The 23,749-nt window shown below is 62.9% G+C and carries 22 protein-coding genes; 13 read left to right on the top strand and 9 right to left on the bottom strand.

Annotated features, from left to right (window positions below):
• From KHO31_RS25655 to KHO31_RS25645, 3 genes are read left to right on the top strand one after another with little or no spacing between them, the layout of a single operon-like run.
• Complete coding sequence (locus KHO31_RS25655) at nucleotides 1-1,005, top strand: ABC transporter ATP-binding protein (protein ID WP_211624386.1); 1,005 nt, start codon at nucleotides 1-3, stop codon at nucleotides 1,003-1,005.
• Nucleotides 1,002-2,021, top strand: coding sequence for a peptide ABC transporter ATP-binding protein (locus KHO31_RS25650; RefSeq protein WP_201071250.1), 1,020 nt, complete (start codon nucleotides 1,002-1,004; stop codon nucleotides 2,019-2,021). The genes KHO31_RS25655 and KHO31_RS25650 overlap by 4 nt, the downstream gene beginning before the upstream one ends.
• Entirely contained in the window at nucleotides 2,014-3,165 is a 1,152-nt protein-coding gene (locus KHO31_RS25645; protein WP_211624384.1) for a TraB/GumN family protein, read from the top strand. The genes KHO31_RS25650 and KHO31_RS25645 overlap by 8 nt, the downstream gene beginning before the upstream one ends.
• A 2-nt stretch (nucleotides 3,166-3,167) precedes the next feature.
• On the opposite strand, the gene KHO31_RS25640 is transcribed toward KHO31_RS25645, so the two are convergent.
• The 6 genes from KHO31_RS25640 to pxpB form a co-directional block, all read right to left on the bottom strand.
• Complete coding sequence (locus KHO31_RS25640) at nucleotides 3,168-4,967, bottom strand: tetratricopeptide repeat protein (RefSeq protein WP_211624382.1); 1,800 nt, start codon at nucleotides 4,965-4,967, stop codon at nucleotides 3,168-3,170.
• Nucleotides 4,968-5,187: 220 nt separating this feature from the next.
• On the bottom strand, nucleotides 5,188-6,144 hold the full coding sequence (locus tag KHO31_RS25635; RefSeq protein ID WP_211624380.1) for a DUF979 domain-containing protein: 957 nt from the start codon (nucleotides 6,142-6,144) through the stop codon (nucleotides 5,188-5,190).
• Nucleotides 6,141-6,878: a DUF969 domain-containing protein gene (locus KHO31_RS25630; protein WP_201071242.1), complete on the bottom strand. Its 738-nt coding sequence runs from the start codon at nucleotides 6,876-6,878 to the stop codon at nucleotides 6,141-6,143. The genes KHO31_RS25635 and KHO31_RS25630 overlap by 4 nt, the downstream gene beginning before the upstream one ends.
• Nucleotides 6,879-7,152: 274 nt before the next feature.
• Nucleotides 7,153-7,905 (bottom strand): 5-oxoprolinase subunit PxpA, encoded by a 753-nt coding sequence (gene pxpA, locus KHO31_RS25625; RefSeq protein WP_201071239.1) that lies wholly within the window; start codon nucleotides 7,903-7,905, stop codon nucleotides 7,153-7,155.
• A gap of 19 nt (nucleotides 7,906-7,924) precedes the next feature.
• Entirely contained in the window at nucleotides 7,925-8,980 is a 1,056-nt protein-coding gene (locus tag KHO31_RS25620; protein ID WP_201071237.1) for a 5-oxoprolinase subunit C family protein, read from the bottom strand.
• Complete coding sequence (gene pxpB / locus KHO31_RS25615) at nucleotides 8,977-9,630, bottom strand: 5-oxoprolinase subunit PxpB (RefSeq protein ID WP_201071235.1); 654 nt, start codon at nucleotides 9,628-9,630, stop codon at nucleotides 8,977-8,979. The genes KHO31_RS25620 and pxpB overlap by 4 nt, the downstream gene beginning before the upstream one ends.
• A 207-nt stretch (nucleotides 9,631-9,837) precedes the next feature.
• Between pxpB and KHO31_RS25610 the strand changes: the two genes are divergently transcribed.
• The gene (locus tag KHO31_RS25610; protein WP_201107678.1) at nucleotides 9,838-10,350 is read left to right on the top strand and encodes a winged helix DNA-binding protein; all 513 of its coding nucleotides are present in this window, start codon (nucleotides 9,838-9,840) and stop codon (nucleotides 10,348-10,350) included.
• A gap of 58 nt (nucleotides 10,351-10,408) precedes the next feature.
• On the opposite strand, the gene KHO31_RS25605 is transcribed toward KHO31_RS25610, so the two are convergent.
• Nucleotides 10,409-10,951 carry a 5-formyltetrahydrofolate cyclo-ligase gene (locus tag KHO31_RS25605; protein WP_236061251.1) on the bottom strand — a complete coding sequence of 181 codons (543 nt, stop codon included), beginning with the start codon at nucleotides 10,949-10,951 and terminating at the stop codon, nucleotides 10,409-10,411.
• A gap of 77 nt (nucleotides 10,952-11,028) precedes the next feature.
• On the opposite strand from KHO31_RS25605, the gene KHO31_RS25600 reads away from it, so the two are divergent.
• The 4 genes from KHO31_RS25600 (at nucleotide 11,029) to KHO31_RS25585 (ending at nucleotide 15,946) form a co-directional block, all read left to right on the top strand.
• On the top strand, nucleotides 11,029-12,996 hold the full coding sequence (locus KHO31_RS25600) for a lytic transglycosylase domain-containing protein (protein WP_201107666.1): 1,968 nt from the start codon (nucleotides 11,029-11,031) through the stop codon (nucleotides 12,994-12,996).
• Nucleotides 12,997-13,078: 82 nt separating this feature from the next.
• A complete protein-coding gene (locus KHO31_RS25595) occupies nucleotides 13,079-14,032 on the top strand; it encodes a complex I NDUFA9 subunit family protein (RefSeq protein ID WP_201071231.1) in 954 nt (317 codons plus the stop codon).
• A 31-nt stretch (nucleotides 14,033-14,063) separates the two neighbouring features.
• Nucleotides 14,064-14,717, top strand: coding sequence for a glutathione S-transferase family protein (locus KHO31_RS25590; protein WP_201071228.1), 654 nt, complete (start codon nucleotides 14,064-14,066; stop codon nucleotides 14,715-14,717).
• On the top strand, nucleotides 14,714-15,946 hold the full coding sequence (locus tag KHO31_RS25585) for a multifunctional CCA addition/repair protein (protein ID WP_201071225.1): 1,233 nt from the start codon (nucleotides 14,714-14,716) through the stop codon (nucleotides 15,944-15,946). The genes KHO31_RS25590 and KHO31_RS25585 overlap by 4 nt, the downstream gene beginning before the upstream one ends.
• A 693-nt stretch (nucleotides 15,947-16,639) precedes the next feature.
• Here the strand turns inward: KHO31_RS25585 and KHO31_RS25580 are convergent.
• Complete coding sequence (locus tag KHO31_RS25580) at nucleotides 16,640-16,834, bottom strand: DUF2905 domain-containing protein (RefSeq protein ID WP_201071222.1); 195 nt, start codon at nucleotides 16,832-16,834, stop codon at nucleotides 16,640-16,642.
• A 22-nt stretch (nucleotides 16,835-16,856) separates the two neighbouring features.
• Nucleotides 16,857-18,047, bottom strand: coding sequence for a class I SAM-dependent methyltransferase (locus KHO31_RS25575; protein ID WP_201071219.1), 1,191 nt, complete (start codon nucleotides 18,045-18,047; stop codon nucleotides 16,857-16,859).
• Between the two features lie 13 nt (nucleotides 18,048-18,060).
• Here KHO31_RS25575 and KHO31_RS25570 point away from each other — a divergent pair, with 13 nt between their 5' ends.
• The 5 genes from KHO31_RS25570 to glmS all read left to right on the top strand — a co-directional run bounded on the left by KHO31_RS25570 (nucleotide 18,061) and on the right by glmS (nucleotide 23,747).
• Nucleotides 18,061-18,879, top strand: a complete 819-nt coding sequence (locus KHO31_RS25570; RefSeq protein ID WP_201071217.1) for an SDR family oxidoreductase — start codon at nucleotides 18,061-18,063, stop codon at nucleotides 18,877-18,879.
• 96 nt (nucleotides 18,880-18,975) lie between these two features.
• On the top strand, nucleotides 18,976-19,371 hold the full coding sequence (locus KHO31_RS25565; protein WP_063497570.1) for a dihydroneopterin aldolase: 396 nt from the start codon (nucleotides 18,976-18,978) through the stop codon (nucleotides 19,369-19,371).
• 3 nt (nucleotides 19,372-19,374) lie between these two features.
• Nucleotides 19,375-20,373: a tRNA 2-thiocytidine(32) synthetase TtcA gene (ttcA, locus tag KHO31_RS25560; protein WP_201071214.1), complete on the top strand. Its 999-nt coding sequence runs from the start codon at nucleotides 19,375-19,377 to the stop codon at nucleotides 20,371-20,373.
• Between the two features lie 134 nt (nucleotides 20,374-20,507).
• A complete protein-coding gene (glmU, locus tag KHO31_RS25555; protein ID WP_201107667.1) occupies nucleotides 20,508-21,869 on the top strand; it encodes a bifunctional UDP-N-acetylglucosamine diphosphorylase/glucosamine-1-phosphate N-acetyltransferase GlmU in 1,362 nt (453 codons plus the stop codon).
• A gap of 60 nt (nucleotides 21,870-21,929) precedes the next feature.
• Complete coding sequence (gene glmS, locus KHO31_RS25550) at nucleotides 21,930-23,747, top strand: glutamine--fructose-6-phosphate transaminase (isomerizing) (RefSeq protein WP_201071209.1); 1,818 nt, start codon at nucleotides 21,930-21,932, stop codon at nucleotides 23,745-23,747.
• The last annotated feature ends 2 nt before the right edge of the window (nucleotides 23,748-23,749 follow it).

Raw genomic sequence — 23,749 nt, 5'->3', positions numbered from 1 at the left:
ATGAGTAATCTATTGACCATCCGCAATCTCGCGGTGGATTTCAACGGCCTGCCCGCTGTCGATCGGATCAATCTCGATGTCGCGCAGGGCGAAGTGGTCGGCGTGGTCGGCGAATCGGGCTCGGGCAAGAGCGTGACGATGATGGCGCTGATGGGCCTGATCGATGCGCCAGGCAAAGTGACCGCCGACGAAGTCACCTTCAACGGCAAGAACCTGCTGAAAGCATCGGCGAAGGAACGCCGCAAGATCATCGGCAAAGACATCGCGATGGTGTTCCAGGACGCGCTTACCAGTCTGAATCCGAGCTACACCGTCGGCTATCAGATCAAGGAAGTGCTGAAGCTGCACGAAGGCTTGCGAGGCAGTGCGCTGGACAAGCGCGCGCTGGAGCTGCTCGATCAGGTCGGCATTCCCGATCCGAAAGGCCGTATTGGTTCGTTCCCGCACCAGATGTCCGGCGGCATGAACCAGCGCGTGATGATCGCGATGGCGATCGCCTGCAATCCGAAGCTGCTGATCGCCGACGAACCCACCACCGCGCTCGACGTCACGATCCAGGCGCAGATCATGGAGCTGCTGATCAAGCTGCAGAAGGAACGCGGCATGGCGCTCGTGCTGATTTCGCACGATCTGGCGGTGGTGTCCGAGGTCGCGCAGCGCGTCGCGGTCATGTACGCTGGCGAAGTGATCGAAACCAACCGCGTGCCGGATATCTTCGCCGCGCCGCATCATCCGTACACGGAAGCGTTGCTGGCGGCGATCCCGGAGCACAATGTCGGCGCGGTACGGCTCGCTGCGCTGCCAGGCATGGTGCCGGGGCGCGACGACCGGCCCAAAGGATGTCTCTTCGCGCCGCGCTGCAAGTACGTGGTCGACGACTGCATGAAGGCGCGGCCCGCACTGGCGCCGCTGCAAGGTCACGCTGAGGTCGCGCGTGTGCGCTGTATCAAACCCTTGAACCTGAGCGGCGACGCCAACGTTCACACCCATGGAGGCGCACGATGAACGCAGTACTCGAACCGCGGCGCCAGTCGGACCATGCGGGCGATCACGTGCTGGTTGCCGACAAGCTTGCGCGTTACTACACGGTCAAGCGCGGCATGTTCAGTCAGGGCACCGTCAAGGCGTTGAACGGCGTGTCGTTCGCGCTCGAACGCGGCAAGACTCTTGCCGTGGTCGGCGAATCGGGCTGTGGCAAATCGACGCTCGCACGCCAGCTGACGATGATCGAAGCGCCCAGCGCGGGTCGCTTGCTGATCGATGGCGAAGATGTCGCCGGCGCCGATCATGCAAAGATCGCGGCATTGCGGCGGCGCGTGCAGATGGTGTTTCAGAATCCGTTTGCCTCGCTGAATCCGCGCAAGACCGTCGAGCAGACGCTCGGCGAGCCGCTCGCGATCAACACGCAACTGAGCACGACCGAACGCGCCGAACGGATCGCGCAGATGATGCGCACGGTCGGCCTGCGTCCGGAGCACGCAAAACGCTATCCGCATATGTTCTCGGGCGGCCAGCGGCAGCGCGTGGCGATTGCGCGCGCGATGATCCTCGATCCGCAGATCGTGGTCGCCGATGAACCGGTGTCCGCGCTCGACGTGTCGATCCAGGCGCAGATTCTCAATCTGTTCATGGATCTGCAGGAGCAGTTCAAGACCAGCTACGTGTTCATCTCGCACAACCTGTCAGTGGTGGAGCATATCGCCGACGATGTGATGGTGATGTACTTCGGCGGCGTGGCGGAACTCGGCGACAAGAAGCGGATTTTCTCGAATCCGCGTCATCCGTACACGCGTGCATTGATGTCGGCCACGCCTTCGATCTTCGAAGCGGACCGCACCATCAAGATCAAGCTGCAAGGCGAAATGCCGTCGCCGCTGCATCCGCCGTCGGGCTGCACGTTCCATCAGCGCTGCCCGTACGCGATCGACCGCTGCCGCAGCGAAGAACCGAAGTTGCGTGAAGTGGATGGCCGTCAGGTGTCGTGTCACCGCGCCGAGGAGGTGGGGGACGTGGATGCCTGATGGAGTGGCGGCGCGTCGTTTTACGCGCCGCTTGCGTGATGGCGGCCGCAATGCTGCTTTCGCGCGGCGCTGGGCAGCGCGTGCACGAACCGGTGCCGCGCTCTTCGGCGTTTGTTCTGTTTTTCACCTGAGCGCGGGGCCGGTCGGCGTCGCGCATGCCGCGGGGGCGGCCGCCAATGCGCCGTCACAGGCGGGGCACCCGGCGATGCCGGTGCCCAATCTGCCGGCGCCGCCACGCGCCACCTTGCCGGGCTTCAATCCGCCGCCCGCCGCGCCGGGCACCACAGCGAGCGGTCCGGTGCAAACGCAGCCGGCGCGCATGCCGTTCTATGTCGCGACGCGCGGCACCACGACCATCTACGTGCTCGGCACCTTGCACGTCGGCGACCCCGCCGACTATCCGCCCAAGCAACCGTTCCGCGCGCCGATTCTCGGTGCGCTGGCCGCATCGCCAACGCTAGCGCTCGAACTCTCACCCGATGAACTCCTGGTCTCGCAAGACGACGTGTCCAGGTACGGTGTCTGTCGGCGCGACTGTCTACCGGGCCTGTTGCCCGATCCTTTGTGGCGCAAGCTCGCCTATCGCTTGCGCGGCAATCCCGCCGCACTGGATGAAATCAAGAAGATGCGGCCGTGGCTCGCTTCACTGGTGGTGGAAACCTACGACTCGCTGAGTGCCGGTCTGCAGACCGAATACGGCACGGAAGCGCAATTGCAGAACGTCTATATCAGGACGCGGGGCAAGATCGTCGGGCTGGAAACGTTGTCGCAGCAGATGCGTGCGTTCACCGGTTTGTCGCTCGCGCAGCAGCGTGAAATGCTCGCGCAGGATCTGGTGCAGACGCCTGCGGAAAACGTCGACGATGTGCGGACTTTGCACCGGCTGTGGAGAGTGGGCGATGCTGACGCGATCGCCGCATGGCAGGCCGCGAAGTCAGAAACACTGGCGCGCGACAAACGCATCTCTGATCAGATCGACAACAAGATCGTGTACGAGCGCAACCGGCGCTTCGTGTCACGGATGCTGTTGATCGCCGCACCGAACAAGCCGGTGTTCGTGGCGATCGGCGCGTTGCACCTTGGGGGCCGCAAAGGCGTGCTGCAGCTGTTGCGGCAGCACGGGTTCGTGGTGGATGCGGGGTGAGCTTATTGGTCCTGCAGCGCTTTGGAAACTTCTGCAACCACCGGCGCCCAATCGCCCAGCAGCGTCTGCCGGAACAATTTCATCGCCGGATACCACGGTGAATCGCTGCGGTTTTCGAGCCAACGCCAGTCGGAGTTGGCCGGCAGCAGCACCCACACCGGCTTGCCCAGTGCGGCCGCCAGGTGCGCCACGCCAGTGTCCACGGCGATCACCAGATCGAGATTCATGATGAGTGCCGCGGTGTCGTCGAAGCTATTCAGGTCGGCGGTGAAATCGTGGGCGCGGAAAGCTTCCGGCGCGTTAGCCAACTGCGCGTGCGCCGGGCCTTTCTGCAGTGCATACCAGGCGACATTCCCGATTTCGCTGAGCGCGCTCAGGTCGGCCAGCGCCATTGACCGGTAGCAGTCGTTGCCGAACGTCGGGCTGCCGGCCCAAACCAAACCCACTTTACGCGTCGATTTGCCGGCAACGTCCGTCCGTTTGCGCCACGCCTCGATCTTCGCTTTGTCGGCGAACATGTACGGCACTTCAGCCGGGATGGTCGACAGCTCCGTGCCGACGCACGACGGCACACTCATCATCGGCACCCAGAAGTCGTACTGGCCATCGGGCTTGCCGCTGAACGCGCGGTGCACGCCGGGTATGCGTTCGACTAAAGGCAACAGCGGCTCGCGCACGCAGATGTCGACCGTGGCGCCGAGTTGCTCAAGCACGCGCGCATAGCGTAGGAACTGGAAGTGATCGCCGAAGCCCTGTTCGCCGACTAGCAACAGACGGCGTCCGTCGAGCGGTTCGCCGCGCCATTCGGCGACGTCCGCGATGGCGATCGCCTCGTAGTCGCTCTTGCGCCAGCGTTGCGCAAACTCCGCCCAGCCGTGCCTGTAGTCGCCGCGTTTGAGCAGGAGCCACGCGAGATTCTGGTGCGCGTCCGCATAGTGGGGATCGAGTGCCAACGCATGCCGGTAAAACCCTTCCTCTTCGTCCAACCGACCTTGCGCGCCGAGCGATCCCCCGAGGCAGACCAGGTTCGTGGGGTTCGGCTTGAGTGCGACCGCACGCCGATACTGTGATTCAGCGCCGACATAGTCGCCGAGCTTGCCGATCAGGCTGCCCAGGTTGATGTGCGCCTCGGCGTAATCGCCGCGCAGTGCCAGTGCCCGTTCGAAACTGGCGATGGCCGCGGCGTGCTCGCCTCGCGCGTTGTACGCATTGCCAGCATTGAAATGTGCTTCCGCCGAGTGCGGGTCGAGCGCCAACGCGTGTTGATAGCAGACCAGCGCTTCATCGTAGCGGCCCAGCTTGTTCAACGCCGTGCCGAGGTTCAGATGCGCATCGACCAGCGACGGATTCACTGCCAACGCCAGCTGATACTGCCCGACCGCTTCGTCAAACGCACCTTGCGCTTGCAGTGCGACCCCGAAATTGTTGCGTGCGTCGGCGAAATCCGGCTGCAACTGCAAGGCCTGGTCGTAGCAAATCATCGCTTCGTTGGGATGGCCGAGCGCGGCAGCCACAAGGCCGCGATTGCTCCAACAGGTGGCGTCGGTGCGATCGAGTTTGAGCGCTTCGCTCATCAACTCGGCGGCGAAGACGTGGTCGCCGCGCTGATGTTGCAGCACGCCGAAGTAGTGCAACGCTTTTGCATACGCGGGGTCGAGGGCGAGGGCTTCGCGGTAGAAGGGCTCAGCGGCATCGAGCCGGCCGGCCTGGTGCGCTTCGAGCGCTGCGTCGATCAGCGAGGTGAGGTAGGGGGTGGGCGGCGCGTCGGCGCGCGCGGTGTCAGGGTGGGGTTGATGTTGCATGGGAGACCTGCTGGAAAGCACTGGCGGCGCGCGTTGCACGCGTCGCCAGTGTATGTGGATGGGGGAGACCATCCGTCAGCTTATGTTCCGGCCCCTTTCCTGACGATCGGACGCCTCCGAATTCGGTGGCGTCCATTTGCCACGGGCTTGTACAACTGCACCGACCCGCGCGAAATTTCTACACGATGTCGGCATCTGCCGCGCGGCCTTGCCAAAGGTCCTACAAGAACATCAAGAAATTCAACAGGAAGATATTCACCACGAGCAAGGTGAGCGCGGTGGGCACTTGCACCTTGATCACGGCGTTCTTATCCGGCAACTCCAGCAATGCCGCCGGCACCATGTTGAAGTTAGCGGCCATCGGTGTCATGAGTGTGCCGCAGTAGCCGCTGAACATGCCGATCGCGACCATTACAGCCGGATTGCCATGGAACACGCCGACCAGGATCGGCACGCCGACGCCGCCCGTCATCACCGGAAACGCGGCGAAGCCGTTGCCCATCACCATCGTGAACAGCGCCATGCCGATGCAGTACACAGCGACCGCGATGAATCGGTAGTCGAGGCTGATATAGGCCGTGGTCACGTGAGCGACGGCCTTGCCGACGCCGGCGTCCGAGAATACGAGGCCGAGCATGCCGAGCATCTGCGGCAGCACCGCGGCCCATGACAATGCATCGACCAGGCGGCGCGCCTCCTTCACCGATTGGCCGACGGTGTCACGCGTCAGCACGCAGGCAATCGCTAACGCGATCACGCAGCCGATCCCGAAGCCGATCAACGTGACGTTGGCCTTTTCGATCAGCGGCGTGCCGCCAAAGATCAGATGGCTGGCAGACAAGGTGATGATCACGGTGACGACCGGGATCGTCAGCGCGGGCACGAACAGCTTGTTGCCCAGACGCGCGGCGCTAGCTTTGCGGGCTTCGAGCGACAGTACTTTGGGCTTGGCCGCAGTGACGCCGCCAAAGCCCGCAATCAGTGCCATCACGATCACCAGCACGCCGACCACCGAGGGCGGCAGCTTGTCGCCGATCAGGAAGATCAGCGCATAGAGAATCCAGAAACCGCCGGCGGTGAAACGGCGCGGATGTTCCTTGTCGGCGACGATCATGCCGCCGATAACGAGCAGCACGACGCCGAGCAGCCAGAAGAGATAGGTAATCGTGAACGTCATGCTTTGTCTCCCGCGGCAGGCTGGGCCGGCGAACCAGCGGCTGCATTGCCGCGCAATTCGCGCTCTAGCGTGCGGTCGAGCAGATACAGGCGAAAGCCGTGGATGATGAACGCGCAGATCGCGGTCGGAATGCCCCAGACAGCGACGTGGATTGGTTCGACGACGATGCCCGCTTCCTTCAGGAAGGTCGTCATCAGCACGATTGCGCCGAAGGCGACGAAGATGTCTTCGCCGAAGAACAGGCCGACGTTGTCGGTCGCCGCGGAGAACGCGCGCAATTTGAAACGCACAGCGTCGCTGATTTTGCCGAAGCGGGTTTCAGTGGCGCCTTCGGCCATCGGCGCGATCAGCGGACGCACCATTTGCGGATGGCCGCCGAGACCTGTAAGACCGACAGCGGCGGTCAGCTCGCGCACCAACAGATAGACGATCAGCAGACGTCCGGCGGTCGCGGCCTTGATGCTGCCGATCCACGCTTGCGCTCGCTCGCGCAGGCCGTGCCGTTCGAGCAGGCCGATCACGGCGAGTGGCAGCAGGATGATTAGCGGGATATTGCGGGTCTTGATGAAGCCGGTGCCGATCTCAGCGAGAATCTTTTCAGGCGGGAAGTGCGCGGCCAGTCCGGTGACAATCGCGGCAACCGCCACGATCAGCATCGGATTGAACCGCAATAAAAAGCCGACGATGATGACGGCCACGCCAATGAGCGGCCATAGACTGACTGTTGTCTGCATCTGGATCTCCAAACAGGGTTTCAACCTCGCCGCTTGTGGCGGCTCACGTGGGCCGGCGGCCGGGAGGGAGACCCCGCGCCGTCTTGCTGCTACGGCTCTTGATGGCCGCATTGCTTCGACTGCACCTGCACCTGCATCTACTGCTTATCTGCTGATTGACTGCGGGCACTGCAATGAGTCCTGCACCTGGCAAACGCCCCGCTGAGGGCGGGGCGTTCAGGGCCTGGCAAGAGGTTGAATCGCGCTGTCTGGCTCGTGTAAGCCGACGCGTGGATCAGACGCTCGCGGCGCCGGCCGCGTGGACTTCAATACCGGCGTCCTGTAGCGCGCTGCGGATGCGCCGCGCGAACGCCAGCGCATGCGGGCCGTCGCCATGCAGGCAAATGGTCTGGGCGTTGAGCGGCACCCATTGTCCGTCCACGGCTTGCACGCGGCGCTCGCGCACCATCGCGAGCGTGCGCGCCAGCACCACCTCTTCGTCGTCGAGCAGCGCGCCGGGCTCCTTGCGCGGTACGAGCGACCCGTCGGCCCGGTAGCCACGGTCGGCGAAGACTTCTTCGACGGCAGTCAGGCCGGCTTGGCGTGCGGCCGCCACGAGTCCGCTGTTGGCGAGCGCGAACACCGCCACCGACGGGTCGAAATCGTGAACGGCAGACACGATCGCGTCGGCGATCTTTGCGTCGCGCGCGGCCTGGTTGTACAGCGCGCCGTGCGGTTTGACGTGCGCGATGCGACCGCCCTCGGCCTGAGCGATCGCCGACAGTGCGCCGAGTTGATACAGCACGCCCGCGTAAATGTCGTTGGCCGGCAGATCCATTTCCTTGCGGCCGAAATTCTCGGGATCGTTAAAGCTTGGATGCGCGCCGATCGACACACCTTTTTGCACTGCCCAGCGCACGCAATCGCGCATGGCGTTGGCGCCGCCCGCGTGCCAGCCGCACGCGATGTTGGCCGAGCTGACGAGGTCGAGCAGCGCCTCGTCGGAGCCGCAGCCTTCGCCGAGATCGGCGTTCAAATCGATTTCCATGGTGTTCCTCTGCTTAGTGTTACAACGCTGCGACCGCCGCGAGTTGGCGCGCGCAGCGCTCTTCGTGCATGGCAATCGCGGCGTCGATCTGCCGCAAATAGGTGCGTTCTTCCAGTAAAGCCTGGCGCGCCTCGTAAGGTGTCGTCGGGATGAAGCGGATGGAGGCGTTCAGGCGAACCTGCGCGAGCTTCCACAGATCGGCCTGGATCACGGCGCCGATCTTCGGGTAGCCGCCGGTGGTCTGTGCATCGCTCATCAGTACGATCGGCTGGCCGTTCGGTGGGACCTGAATCGTGCCGGGCAACACCGCGTGCGAGAGCAGATCGCGTTTCTGGGTGCGCTTCAGTTCCGCGCCGGCGAGGCGGTAGCCCATTCGGTTGCTGTTCGGTGTGACCAGCCATTCATCGGACCAGAACGATTCGTGCGCTTCCTCGGTGAAACTGTCGTACTCGGGGCCTTGCAGCACGCGGATCGGCACAGCCCACGGCACGCCGGACGGATGCCGGCCGCGCCGCAGCGGTTCGTGGACCAGCACGAACTTGCACCAGGCGGGCGCCTTCACGCCGAATTCCGGCGCATCGGGGGTAAAGCCGAGGTGGCCGCGTGGTGGCGGCGCGCCGACCGGCAGACGATCGCCGTCGCGCAGCGGCCGGCCGCCGAGTCCGCCGAAATGTCCGGCGATATCCGTGCTGCGCGAGCCGAGCATCGGCAAAACGTCGATACCACCCGCGACGCAGACATAGCCGCGCATGCCGCGTTTGGCGGCTTGCAGAACCAGCTCCTGGCCGGCCTGCACGGGCAGGCTCCACCATGAATAGACCGGTTTGCCGTCGAGCGTCGCGCCGAATTCGGTGCCGGTGATGGCCACGCGTGTGGCACGCAGAAAGCGCAGCACGGTCGGGCCGAAGGTAATTTCCAGGCCGGCCGCATCGGGCCGGTTGCCGACCAGCCGGTTGCCGACTTCGAGCGACAAACGGTCGAGCGCGCCACCCATCGCGACGCCGAGGTGCCGGTAGCCGTGGCGGCCGAGATCCTGGATCGTGGTCAGGAGACCCGCGCGAATCACATCGATCATGCGTGTATCCCCGCGACGGTGAAGCGCACCCGGTCGCCCGGTTGCAAGAGCGTGGGCGGACGGCGGGCCGGATCGAACAGCGGCAGTTCGGTGCGGCCGATCAACTGCCAGCCGCCGGGGGAGGTCGCCGGATAAATTCCGGTCTGTTCACCGCCGATGCCGACCGAACCGGCCGGCACTTCCAGCCGCGGCGACGAACGGCGCGGCGTGTGCAGCGCTTCTTCGAGCCCGCCCATATAGGCGAAGCCCGGCTGGAAGCCGAGGAAGAACACCACGTACTCGCCTTGCGCATGGCGTTGCACGACCTCGCGCACGCCCAGGCCGGTGTGATTGGCGACCGCTTGCAGATCGGGACCGAACTCGCCGCCGTACTGCACCGGAATTTCGACTTCACGGCCGGGTGCGGGCACGTCGCTTACCGCGTCCCAGGCTGCTTGCAATTGGTTCACGAGCGCTTCGCGGTCGGCTTCGAGCGGATCGAATACGAGCGTCAGATTGTTCATGCCCGGCACAACCTCCAGCACATGCGGCCAGTCGCGCGCGGCCTCGGCGGCGGCCCATACGCGCCGCTGGCAGTCCAGCGTGGCAGGCGGCGGCGCTTCGCAGACTAGCGCGGCGTCGCCGAGCAGAAAGATTCGTGGTTGGCTCATCGCTTAATGGCCCAGGTCGAGTCGGAAATGTCGAGCATATCGGACCCTATGGTTATTTATCGACATAAGGTACGTGATGCTTGAAGCGTACATTATCAATAAAATATCAACAAATTATCAATAAGCGTTTTCGCCAGGCTCCCGGGAATGGGCTGCTCGTCGTACACTCCCGACACCTTTCCATCCTGCTTCTCGAGAAACGTCACCATGTCGCGCCACCCCACCAAGATTGTCTCCTCGGAACATCTCGTGTCTGACACAAGCGCGGAGCTGTCCGAGCTGGAGTACGCACTCATCATGGCGAGCAATGCGTTCAACCGGTGGATGGTGCGCTGCATGTCAGCCGCCGGCGAAAAGGACATGACCGCGATCGAAGTCTCGTTGCTGCACCACGTCAGCCATCGCGAGCGGCGCAAGAAGCTGGCAGACATCTGCTTCGTGCTGAACATCGAAGACACCCACGTCGCCACTTACGCGTTGAAGAAGCTCGTAGCTAGAGGGTATGTAAAAAGCGAAAAGACCGGCAAGGAAGTGTTCTTCTCGGCGACCGATGCCGGCCGTGAGCTCTGTCTGAAATACCGCGAGGTGCGCGAGAGCTGTCTGATTTCGACGCTGAAGGAAAGTGGCCTGACCAACGAGCAGATCGGCGAGGCGGCGCAACTGATGCGCAACGCGTCCGGACTGTACGACACGGCCGCGCGGGCGGCGGCGTCTTTATGACTCGGCTCGGCCTCGGCAACGGATGAAGGAGGCGCCTCGCACGGCGCTCTTCGAACGCTTAATCCGCCGGATGTGGGTAGAGGCCGGCTTCTGTCACGATCAGATCGAGCGGGATGTCGTGAGCTTCGCGCTGCAACGCGTCCGTGCGGCACACTTCATAGGCGATGCCGACCGTGACTGGCTTCTTCGACGCCGGCCACGCGGCCAGCGTGCGGTCGTAGTAGCCGCCGCCGTAGCCGAGCCGGAAGCCGCCGGCGTCGAAGCCCACGCACGGCACGAACAGCAGATCGGGAACCACCACGCGCCCCGAAGTGGGCTCGGCGATCTTGTGATGGCCGATCTTCATCGGCGTATCCGGCGTCCATGCGTGAAATTCGAGTGGCGCGCCACGTTCCTTGACGATCGGTAAGCTCGCCTCGCGTTGCGCATTTGCCGCGAGCCAGATCGCGATCGCGGCGCGCGCGTCGAACTCGCCCGACAGAGGCCAATAGAACCCCACGCTGCTCACGCCATAGTGCTTCAACGCGTCGAGAATGCGACGGCTGAGCGCGGCGTTGTGCGCCGGCTCGGAAGCCGCTTGTAGCCTTGCTTCCAATAGCATTCGACGCAGCGCCTTTTTCGATTCTGCGACCGGGTTGCATGCTATGCTTGGGTCCAATTCGCGCTCCAGAAACAACGATGTCAAAACGCCTCTATCGAGTATATCGCGCGGCCGGTCTGGCGCTTGCCGCTGCGGCACTCGTCGCGTGCAGCACGGCCTCCGCCGTCAAGCCCGTTCCCCTTTCGCAACTCACGAACGACGACCAGATCTTCGTCCAGCTGCGCGAAGCCGCCCGCAATAATGACGCGGCGCGTGCAGCGCAACTGGCGAGCATGATCCCGAACTATCCGGCGCCTTCGTATCTGGAGTACTTCCAGATCAAGCCGCAGCTGTTCGATTCCAGCGGCCATGCGCGCATCGACGCGCCGGATGCGCCGGTGCTGGCGTTTCTGCAGAAGTACGACGGCCAGGCCATCGCCGACCGCATGCGCAACGACTATCTCACGGTGCTCGGCGCGCGTCACGACTGGCGCAACTTCGATCAGCAATACGTGCGTTTCGTGCTGGACGACGATACGCAGGTGAAGTGCTACTCGCTCGAATCGCGTGCCGCGCGTGGCGAAAACGTCGCCGACGCGGCGCGTGCCCTGCTGGTCGATCCGAAGTGGTACGGCGACGGCTGCGTCGATCTGATTACCTCGCTGGCGGTGAGTCAGCAGTTCAGTTCCGACGACGTGTGGCAACAGATCCGCCTCGCGTACGAGCAGAACTACACCAACACCGGCAGCAAGCTCGTCGACGCGCTCAGCAACCAGCCGCCCGATCCGGTGCTGTTCGGCCAGGCCACGAGTACGCCACCGTTGCTGCTGGCGCGCGGCGTCGGTCCGGATACGCAGTCGCACCAACTCGCGTTGCTCGCAATCACGCGCATGGCGCGCAACGACCCGGCCATGGCCGCGGCCACGTTCGCCTCGGTGGCGCCGTCGCTGAGCTCGCCCGAGCGTGCAATCGGCTGGGGCACGATTGCCTATCAGGCCGCGACCAAACAGATGCCGAGCGCAGTCGACTGGTACCGGCTCTCGGTGAATGCGCCCCTGTCGACCCCGGCGTACGAATGGCGCACTCGCACCGCGCTGCTGGCGGGCGATTGGACGATGGTGCGCTGGTCGATCGAACAGATGCCGGCGGCGCTGCGCAATCAGCCGTCGTGGGTGTACTGGCACGCCCGTGCGCTCAAGCAAGCCGGCGACACGGCCACGGCCAACCAGGAATTCGGGTCGATCTCGCAGGGCTTCAACTTCTACGGCCAGCTGGCTTCGGAAGAGCTCGGTCAGAAGATCACCGTGCCGCCGAAAACGACAGTGACCGACGCCGAAATCCAGCAAGCCGGCAACACGCCGGGCTTCGATCTGGCGCAGCGGTTCTATGCGCTGAATTTGCGGCTCGAAGGCAATCGCGAATGGAACTGGCCGCTGCGCAACATGAGCGATCGGCAACTGATCGCTGCTGCTGAGTACGCGCGCCGTATCCAACTGTACGACCGCACCGTCAATACGGCGGACCGCACGAAGAGTGAGCACGATTTCTCGCTGCGCTACCTGTCGCCGTTCAAGGATATCGTCGAGCGCGATGCGCAGTCGAATGGGTTGGATGTGGAATGGGCGTACGGGCTGATCCGCCAGGAGTCGCGTTTCATCATGAATGCGCGCTCGGAAGTCGGCGCGAGCGGTTTGATGCAGCTGATGCCGGGCACCGCGCAACTGGTGGCAAAGAAGATCGGCCTCGGTCCGATTTCGCGCGAGCAGATGAACGACATCAACACCAACATCCTGCTCGGTACGAACTATCTGTCGATGATCTACAATCAATTCGACGGTTCCGCCGTCTTGGCCACCGCGGGCTACAACGCAGGCCCAGGCCGTCCGCGCAACTGGCGGCAATCGCTGCAGCGTCCGGTTGAAGGCGCAATTTTCGCTGAGGCGATTCCGTTCCAGGAAACGCGCGACTACGTTAAGAATGTGTTGTCCAACACGGTCTACTACGCGGCATTGTTCGAAGGCCGTCCGCAATCGCTGAAGGCGCGCCTAGGTTATATCGCACCGTAAGCGCCGTGCCGCCGCCGCGTCAATCTGATGCGGCGGTGCGCCACGCCAGCCGTTGCCGCGGCTTCCTCCAGGGAGTCGAGAAATGCGACATAAAGCCATTGCGATCATCGGCGGCTCCGGTTTTATCGGCAGCCATCTCGTCAACGCCCTCGTCGAAATGGGCAAAGACGTGCGCATCGCCACCAGGCGGCGCTACAACGCCCGCCATCTCACCCTGCTCCCCATCGACGTGATCGAAGCCGACGTGTTCGATCCGGTGCAGCTGGCGCGTTTCGTCGAAGGCGCCGATTGCGTCATCAACCTCGTTGCCACCCTGCATGGCAAACGTGGCACGCCCTATGGCCCGGAATTCGCACGCGTGCACGTCGAATTACCCACGAAAATCGTTGCGGCTTGCGAAGGCAAGGGCGTGCATCGGCTGATTCATATCAGCGCGCTCGGCGCTGACTCGAACGGGCCGAGCATGTATTCGCGCTCGAAGGGTGACGGCGAAAAGGCCGTGCACGCGGCGAATGTGGCGTGGACGATTTTCCGGCCGTCGGTGGTGTTCGGTCCCGAAGACCAGCTTCTCAACAAGTTCGCGTTCCTGCAGCGCGTCTTCCCGGTGATTCCGCTTGCCATGCCGGATGCGAAGTTCCAGCCGGTGTACGTTGACGACGTGGCGAAAGCGATCTGCAACGTGCTCGATCTCGATGCGGCCAGCGGCCATACCTACGAACTGGGCGGCCCGACCGTCTATACGCTGGAAGACCTCGTCAAATATTGTGGCGATGTGATTGGCAGGCATGCGCGCATCATTCGCCTGCCGGAAGCGTTGGCGCGTTTGCAGGCGTTGACGTTTGAAATGGCACCCGGCGAACCGGTGATCTCGCGCGACAATCTCGACTCGATGAAAGTCGACAATGTGTTGAGCGGACCGCTTGCGCCTGAACTCGACATCGAACCCGCCAGCATCGAAACGATTGCTCCCGTGTATCTAACCGGCGCCTCGACGCGTTCGCGCTTCGACACGTTTCGCGCCAGCGCGGGGCGCTGAACTTTTTTATCTCCTCTCTTATAGACGAAACATGAAGCTGCTTATCGGTGACAAAAACTATTCGTCATGGTCGATGCGTCCGTGGCTGCTGGTCAAGCATTTCGGCCTTCCGTTTGAAGAAGTGTTGATTCATCTGAATGAACCCGGCACGAAGTCAGCGATTCTGGCTTACGCGCCGACGGGTCCGGGCAAGCTGCCGTGTTTGATCGGCGAAGACGGATCGGCTACCTGGGATTCGCTGGCGATCGCCGAGACGCTGGCTGAGCGCTTCCCGCAGCATGCGCTGTGGCCGCGCGACCCGGCGGCGCGCAGCCACGCGCGCAGTGTGAGCGCCGAGATGCATTCGGGCTTCGGCGACTTGCGCTCGAACATGTGGATGAACATTCGCGCGTCGTTTCCGGGCAAGAACGCCACGCCGGGCGCGCTGGCCGACATTACGCGCATCGAGTCGATCTGGAGCAGGTGTCTCGATACCTACGGTGGCCCTTTCCTGTTCGGCGAGTTCAGCATTGCCGACGCGATGTACGCGCCGGTCGTGATGCGCTTCAACACGTGGCAACCGGCGCTTTCTGAAGCCGCCGCGGCTTACGCGCGTCGCGTCACGGCATTGCCGGCAGTGAGGGCATGGGTCGACGATGCACTGCGCGAAACGCACGCGATTCCCTATCAAGACGTATGTCCATGAATATCTACGCGGTTGGCGGCGCGATTCGCGACGAGCTATTGGGCGTGCCCGTGCAGGACCGCGATTACGTGGTGGTTGGCGCGACACCCGAGCAGATGGTGGCGCAGGGCTATCGTCCGGTGGGCAAGGATTTTCCGGTGTTTCTGCATCCGCAAACGCACGAGGAATACGCGCTCGCACGCACCGAGCGCAAGACGGCTGCGGGTTATCACGGCTTCCAGTTCTTCTACGCACCGGACGTCACGCTCGAAGAAGATCTCGCTCGCCGCGACTTGACGATCAATGCGATGGCGCGCGAGATGCGCCCGGACGGCGAACTGACCGGCCCGGTGATCGACCCGTTCAACGGCCGGGGCGATTTGCAGGCGCGGCTCTTTCGCCACGTCAGCGATGCGTTTCTCGAAGACCCCGTGCGAATTTTGCGGATTGCGCGGTTCGCGGCACGCTTTGTCGATTTCACCGTTGCACCGGAGACGATGGCGCTGATGCGCAAGATGGTGGCCGACGGCGAGGTGGATGCGTTGGTGGCCGAGCGCGTGTGGCAGGAAGTGTCGCGCGGGTTGATGGAGAAGAAGCCGTCCCGGATGTTCGAGGTGCTGCGGGAGTGCGGCGCGTTGGCGCGGATTCTGCCGGAGATCGATGCGTTGTTCGGCGTGCCGCAGCGGGCTGATTATCACCCGGAGGTGGATACGGGCGTGCATGTGATGATGGTGATCGACCATGCTGCGCAGCAGGGCTACGCGTTGCCGGTTCGGTTCGCGGCGCTCACGCACGACCTGGGCAAAGCGACGACGCCGGACGACGTGTTGCCGCGGCATATCGGGCATGAGGGGCGCAGCGTCGATTTGCTGAAACCTTTATGCGAACGGCTGCGGGTGCCGAATGAATGCCGCGATCTGGCGCTGCTGGTCGCGCGGGAGCACGGGAATATTCATCGTGTGATGGAGATGGGCGCGGCCGCGTTGGTGAGGCTGCTCGAGCGTAGCGATGCGATTCGGAAACCGGCGCGGTTTGCTGAAGCCTTGCAGGCTTGCGAGGCGGATGCGCGTGGGCGGCTTGGGTTTGAGATGCGGGCGTATCCGCAGGCTGAGCGTTTACGGATTGCGCTGGTCGCTGCGCGAGGCGTGGATGCTGGCGCTGTGGCTGGGCGGCTCGCTGACTCGCCTGGTGGGATTAAGGATGCGGTGCATCTGGAGCGCGTTCGCGCTGTTGAAGTGGCTCTTGTATAAAGGTTTGGTTTTTTGCTTTCGCGGCGCGTATTGTCTGTGTGCCCATGGTGTTGGCCTTTCCTTGATTTCTTATTGGTCTATTAGTGTCGCCCCTGTGCGGGGCGGGCACTTACTTCTCTTTGCCGGCCGCAAAGAGAAGTAAGCAAGAGAAAGCGGCTTAAACCGCTAATTCTTAAGTGGGTCTGCCGCGCAGCCGCGGTAGTGGTGCATCTGGAATCCGTGCTCTCGCACATTCAGCGTCAGTGACAAAGGAGTCATCAGCGCCCACTCCGCACGACGTGCGTCGCGGATGGGCCTGCCAGGGAAACCAGGGGCTTTGGTTGGACGCGGGGGGCCATCGGCTTCGCCTCGGCGAGGCGTCGAGCGAAGCCCGCGCGCGAAAACAAGCCGACGGTTTTGAGAAGTACCCTTCGGCGCGCGCAGCGTCGCCGGAAGTATGACGGCCTTGTCACCAGGGCGGAATGTACGAGGGCACAGATTCCAGATGCACCACTCCCCGCTCCAAGCCAAGGGACCCGCTTAAGAACTAGCGGTTTAAGCCGCTTTCTCTTGCTTACTTCTCTTTGCGGCCGGCAAAGAGAAGTAAGTGCCCGCCCCGCACAGGGGCAACGCTAATAGACCACTAACAAAACAAGGAAAGGCCAACGCCCCAGGCATACAGACAACAAACGCCGAACAGTCAAAAACCCTCACTTACAAAACCCTGGCAAGCAGCGACAAAACAATAGAAAGCACCAACGTCGACATAAATGGAAACGGATACTCACGCCCGAAGAGGCGCAACGTCACATCACCAGGCATCCGCCCAATCCCAATCTTCCTGAGCCACGGCCAGCAGGCCGACAACACCGCCACCGCAACAAACGTAGTCAACAGCCAGCGGATCATCACAAATCCCTAAGGCAAAAAATCACAACGTATGTGACCGGTCACCGCTGGAAAACGCCTGCAGCGTGTCATCCAGCCCGCGCGAAAACGCAATCACCTTGAACAACTCGCCCATCTCCGCCTCGGACAACAACTTCTGCACCGCGTTCGCCGCAGGCAAAAACCTCGCCGTGTCCGTTGGATCGAGCGTCGATAAAGCCTCAGTAATCCCCGCATTCAACAGGAACCGCGCCTGCGAAGTGAACCCCAATAAATCCGCGCCAGCGTCGACTCCGGCTTCGGCAATGCCGGTAAATTCCACGTGCGCAGTAATGTCCTGCAAGCCCGGATAAACAAACGGATCGCCATGCGCCCGGTGCCGGTAATGGCACATCAACGTGCCCTGCGCACGCTGCTCATGGTAGTACTCGTGGCGCGGAAAACCATAGTCGATAAAGAACGCCGCGCCACGCGTGAGCATCGCGCAAATGGTCCGCGTGAACGCCCGGGCGGCGTCGTGCGTCTCGGTGACGTAGTCGTCGCCGGTCGTTTCAATCTCAGCCAGAAACGCAATGTCCGCAGCCGCCGATACCGGACGGTCGTCAAACGCAAAAGCCTCATCCCGCCATACCACGCCGCGCTCGTGCCAGGCGCCGCCAATAAAGGCGAAGAGCCGCACGGGCATCGCGTCCAGCACCTCATTGCCGATCACCACACCTTCGAACTTTTCCGGCAACGCGTCCAGCCAGCGCACCTTCGCGGCCAGCGCCGGCGCGGTGGTTTCGATCGTTTCGCGCTGACGCTCGCGCAGTTCACCCGACAAATCCACGATCGAGTAGCTGTCGAATTCGACGCCCAGAGCGTCGAGCGCGTTCAGCAAACCGGCGGCGAGTTTGCCTGTGCCGGCGCCAAATTCCATCACGTCGCGCGTGCCGCTTGCCTGCAAGGCCTCGGCGAGCGGGCGCGCCAGCGTCGCCGCGAATAGGGGTGACATTTCCGGCGCCGTCACGAAGTCGCTGCCGTCGTCGCCGCGCAGGCCGAATTTGCGGGCGCCGCCGCTGTAATAGCCGAGTCCCGGCGCGTAAAGCGCGCGCTCCATATAGCGGTCGAATGGCAGCCAGCCACCGGCGGCTTCGAGCTCCGAGCGGATCTGCGCGACCAGCGCTTCTGACTGCTCAAGCGCGCTCGGGCCGGGAGCAGGTAAACTATCGGGTTGGTGAGCTTTCGGATTCATCCCCGCATTGTAAATGACCGCCTCTCTGGACACCGCCGCCGCCCGCGCACCTGAAACGCCGCGCATCGTGCTGATTACCGGCGCCGCCCGCCGCATCGGGCGCTCGCTCGCGCTCGGCTTCGCCGCGCGTGGCTGGGACGTAGCGGTCCATTACGGCGCTTCGCGGGAGGAAGCTGACGAGGTGGTCGCGGAAATTGCCGCCTTGGGCCGCCGTGCGGTGGCTTTACACGCGGAATTAGGCGACGAAGCTCAGGTCAAGCAGCTCATACCTGCCTGTATGGCCGCGCTGGGGCGCCCGGCGTGTATCGTCAACAACGCGTCGCGCTTCGAAGAAGATACGGCGCAGAACGTCGGTTACGACCTTCTGCTGAAGCTGACCGCGATGAATCTCGGCGCGCCGGTGGTATTGGCGCGTATGCTGTTCGAGGCCACGCCGGAGGCCGCTCGCACCGATGAAAGCCAGCGCGGCGTGGTCATCAATGTGCTGGACCAGAAGCTGTACAACATGAACCCGGACTACCTGTCCTATACGCTGTCGAAAGCAGCGTTGCAGACGGCGACGGTTGCTCTGGCACAGGCGTTGGCGCCGAAAGTGCGCGTGGTCGGGCTCGCCCCCGGTCTGACGATGCAATCCGCAGATCAAACGCCGGCCGGTTTTGAAGAAGCTCACCGTGCTACGCCTTTGGGCCGCGCGTCGCGGCCGGAGGATATTGTCGCCGCAGCGCTGTATCTCGCCGATGCAGCGGGTGTCACCGGAACGACGCTGGTGGTCGACGGCGGGCAGCACCTTGTGCCGCTGCCGCGCGACGTAATGTTTTTGACGGGCGCCTGAAGCGCGTGCGTGTCTGTTGCCGGGTCAACCGGCGGCTGCCCGCGCGTTGAAGCGCCCACCTGAGTGCTCCGCGCTCTTTTTTCGACTGGAACGAACATGTTTGCCGCTCTTTCGCATCCCCGGCTCGCCGATTGCCGCCGGCTCTTTCTGCGCAATTACGAAGTGCACATCAACATCGGCGTGCACGACTTCGAAAAGCGTGGCGAACAGCGCGTCGTGATCAACGTCGAACTGTTTGTGCCGCTCGCGCTGTCCACGCCGGTTCAGGACAAGTTGAACGAAGTCGTCGATTACGACTTCATGCGCTCGACCATCGCGCGCCGCGTCGAACAAGGTCATATTCACCTGCAGGAAACCCTCTGCGACGACCTGGTCAAGGCACTGCTCGATCATCCGCAGGTGCGTGCCGTGTGCGTGTCGACCGAAAAGCCGGACGTTTATCCCGACTGCGACGCAGTAGGCGTCGAAGTCTTCCGTATCAAAGAGGATTGAGCCATGAATGCTCAGGAAATCCTGAACGACACCGTGGCCCCTGGGACTGCGCAAGCTGCGCACGCCTCGGCGGTCAAAGCGCCGCTCACGCGCCGCGAGCAGAAAGAAGCCTACGAGAACAACAAGCTGTTCAAGCGGCTTGCGCGCCAGGTCGGCGAGGCAATCGGCGACTTCAACATGATCGAGGAAGGCGACAAGGTGATGGTGTGCCTGTCGGGCGGCAAGGACAGCTACGCGATGCTCGAAATCCTGATGCGGTTGCGCGAACGCGCGCCGATCAACTTCGACATCGTCGCGGTGAATCTAGACCAGAAGCAGCCGGGCTTTCCGGAGCATGTGCTGCCCGAGTACCTCAAGCAACTCGACATTCCGTTTCATATCGAGAACCAGGATACGTACAGCATCGTCAAGCGGCTGGTACCGGAGGGCAAGACCACCTGTTCGCTGTGCTCGCGCTTGCGTCGCGGCATTCTGTATCGCGTGGCGGGCGAACTCGGTGCGACCAAGATAGCGCTCGGCCACCATCGCGACGACATCCTGCAAACGTTGCTGCTGAACATGTTCTACGGCGGCAAGCTGAAGGGCATGCCGCCCAAGCTGCAATCGGACGACGGCAAGAATATCGTGATTCGTCCGCTCGCTTACGTGAAGGAAACTGATCTGGAAAAGTACGCGGAGCTGCGCGAATTCCCGATCATTCCGTGCAACCTGTGCGGCAGCCAGCCGAACCTGAAACGTGCAGAAATGAAGGCGCTGATCCGCGATTGGGAGAAGCGCTTCCCGGGCCGTATCGAGAACATGTTCAATGCATTGTCGAACATCGTGCCGTCGCACCTGATGGATCACAAGCTGTTCCCGTTCGGCGGCCTGCGTGCAAGCGGCGAGGCCGATCCGCAAGGCGATATCGCCTTCGACGAAGAGCCGTGTTCGACCGATGTCGGCGACGGCGCGCCGCTCAATGGATCGAAGCCGATTTCGATCGTCCAGTTCGACGATCTTTGATCAAGCCGCGAAGTGCCGGGAAATCAAGGGTTTCCGGGTGATTCAGCTGGGTGACAAGGCCGCGCGAGCGGCCTTTGTCGTGATGGGCTGCATGATAGAATCGGCGGCTCCAAACTTGTCTGATTGCGGACGCCATGAACATCGTGATTTTGGCGGCAGGCACCGGTAAGCGCATGCGGTCCGCGCTTCCCAAGGTGCTCCACCCCCTGGCCGGCCGGCCGCTCCTCGCTCATGTCATCGACACTGCACGCGCGCTCAAGCCCACACGTCTGGTCGTGGTGGTCGGTCATGGCGCCGAAGCCGTGCGTCAAGCCGTAGCGGCACCGGACGTCCAGTTCGCCGCGCAGGAGCAGCAGCTCGGCACGGGCCACGCAGTGCAGCAGGCGCTGCCGCTGCTCGATCCGTCCGAACCCACGCTGGTGCTGTACGGCGATGTCCCGCTCACGCGCGCCAGCACGCTGCAGGCGCTGACCGACCGCGCGGGCCGAGGCGGCTACGGCGTGCTCACCGTCACGCTCGACGACCCCAGCGGCTATGGCCGCATCGTGCGCGATCAGCACGGCAAGGTGTCGCGCATCGTCGAACAGAAAGACGCGACGCCCGAGCAGCTCAAGATCGCCGAAATCAACACGGGCATCATCGTCGCGCCGACCGAGCGTCTCGGCGGCTGGCTCGCAGCATTGAAAAACGACAATGCACAAGGCGAGTTCTACCTGACCGACGCGGTCGAGATGGCGATCGAAGCCGGGCTCCAAGTCGTTACCACGCAGCCTGACGAAGAGTGGGAAACGCTCGGCGTGAACAGCAAGCAACAGCTTGCCGAACTCGAACGGATTCATCAGCACAATGTCGCCGAGGCGCTGCTGGTGGCCGGCGTGACGCTTGCCGATCCCGCTCGCTTCGACGTGCGCGGCACGCTCGAATGCGGCCGCGACGTTTCGATCGACGTGAACTGCGTGTTCGAAGGCCGCGTCACGCTGGCCGACAACGTTACTGTCGGGCCGAATTGCGTGATCCGCAATGCAACGATCGGCGCCGGTACGCGCGTCGACGCGTTCACGCATATCGAAGGCGCCGAAGTCGGCGCGAACGTCGTGCTGGGCCCTTATGCGCGGCTGCGCCCGGGCGCGTCGTTGCGCGACGAGTCGCATGTCGGCAACTTCGTCGAGGTGAAGAACGCGGTGCTCGGCCATGGCTCGAAGGCGAACCATCTTTCGTATATCGGTGATGCGGATATCGGGGCGCGCGTGAATATCGGTGCGGGCACCATCACCTGTAACTACGACGGCGTGAACAAATTCCGCACAATCATCGAAGACGATGTGTTCGTCGGTTCGGATACGCAATTCGTTGCGCCAGTGCGCGTGAAGCGCGGCGTGACGATCGCGGCGGGCACTACAGTCTGGAAGGATGTCGAAGAGGACATGCTGGTCCTGAACGACAAGACTCAAACAAGCAAGACGGGCTATGCCCGCCCGGTCAAGAAGAAAAGTTGATGGGCGTGATGCGCGTGCGGAGCGCGCTCCCTGAAACCCGGCACTGAAAAGGAATAAACCATGTGTGGCATTGTCGGCGCAGTTGCGCAACGTAATATCGTTCCCATCCTGATCGAAGGACTGCGTCGCCTCGAGTACCGCGGCTACGATTCGTGCGGCGTGGCTGTACTTGGCGACAGCGGGCCGCGTCGTGCTCGCAGCGTCACGCGCGTGGCCGATCTGGACGAGCAGGTGCGTGAGAGTCACCTTGAGGGCATCACGGGTATCGCGCATACGCGCTGGGCGACGCACGGCGCGCCGGTGACCGACAACGCCCACCCGATCTTCTCGAAAGATACGCTCGCGTTGGTACACAACGGCATCATCGAAAACTACGAATCGTTGCGTGAAATACTGCGGGGTAAGGGTTATACGTTTGTCTCGCAGACCGACACAGAGGTTATCGCACACCTGATTCACAGCCTGTATCGCGGCGATCTGTTTGCCGCGGTGCGTGAAGCGGTCGGGCAACTGCACGGCGCGTACGCGATCGCAGTGCTGCATAAGGACCAGCCGCACACGGTGGTCGGCGCACGGCAAGGATCGCCGCTGGTGGTAGGACTCGGCAACGGCGAGAACTTCCTCGCTTCGGATGCGCTAGCGCTTGCGGGCAGCACCGAACGGTTCATCTTTCTCGAGGAAGGCGACGTCTGCGAACTGTCGCTCGAGGGCGTGCGTATCGCCGATCGTGACGGTTACGAAGCGCAGCGCGAAGTGCGCCAGGTCGCGGCGTATGGCGGCGCGGTCGAACTCGGCCCGTATCGCCACTTCATGCAGAAGGAAATTTTCGAGCAGCCGCGTGCGATTACGGACACGATCCCGCAAGGCGATTCGTTCGACGCGTCGCTATTCGGCGAGAGCGCCGACAAGGTGTTCGCAGATATCGACAACCTGCTGATTCTGGCGTGCGGCACGAGCTACTACTCGGGACTGACCGCGAAGTACTGGCTCGAGTCGGTCGCGAAGATCCCAACCCAGGTGGAAATTGCCAGCGAGTATCGCTATCGCGATTCGGTGCCGAATCCGAAGTCACTGGTGGTGGTGATCTCGCAGTCGGGCGAAACGGCCGATACGCTGGCGGCGCTCAAGCACGCTCAATCGCTGGGGCATAAACATACGCTGGCGGTATGCAATGTCGGCACGAGCGCGATGGTGCGCCAGACGGAACTGTCGTTCCTGACCCATGCGGGTCGCGAAATCGGCGTGGCGTCGACGAAAGCCTTCACGACGCAGCTGGTTGCGCTGTTCGTGCTAGCCGCAACGCTTGGCAAGCTGCGTGGACAGGTGAGCGCGCAGCAGGAAGCTGAGTATCTGAAACAGCTACGCCACTTGCCGGCGGCGTTGAATAGCGTGCTGGCGCTGGAACCACAGATCATTGCGTGGTCGGAAGAGTTTTCGCGCAAGGAACATGCGTTGTTCCTCGGGCGCGGCTTGCATTACCCGATCGCGCTTGAGGGCGCACTGAAGCTCAAGGAGATTTCCTATATCCATGCGGAAGCGTATCCGGCCGGCGAGCTGAAGCACGGGCCGCTGGCGCTCGTGACTGAAGCGATGCCGGTGGTGACGGTGGCGCCGAATGACGCGCTGCTGGAGAAGCTGAAGTCAAATATTCAGGAAGTGCGCGCGCGGGGCGGTCAGCTTTATGTGTTCGCGGACGCGGATACGAAGATCGTGAATGACGAAGGCCTGCATGTGATCCGGATGCCGGAGCACTACGGCTTGCTGTCGCCGATTCTGCACGTGGTGCCGCTGCAGTTGCTGGCTTATCACACGGCGTGTGCGCGAGGCACGGACGTGGACAAGCCGCGGAACCTGGCGAAGTCAGTTACGGTGGAGTGAGG

The organism is Paraburkholderia domus, from assembly GCF_905220705.1.
Lineage (GTDB): Bacteria > Pseudomonadota > Gammaproteobacteria > Burkholderiales > Burkholderiaceae > Paraburkholderia > Paraburkholderia domus.
The sequence above is the reverse complement of the archived record's forward strand: the minus strand, read 5'-3'. Positions and strand labels throughout refer to the sequence as shown.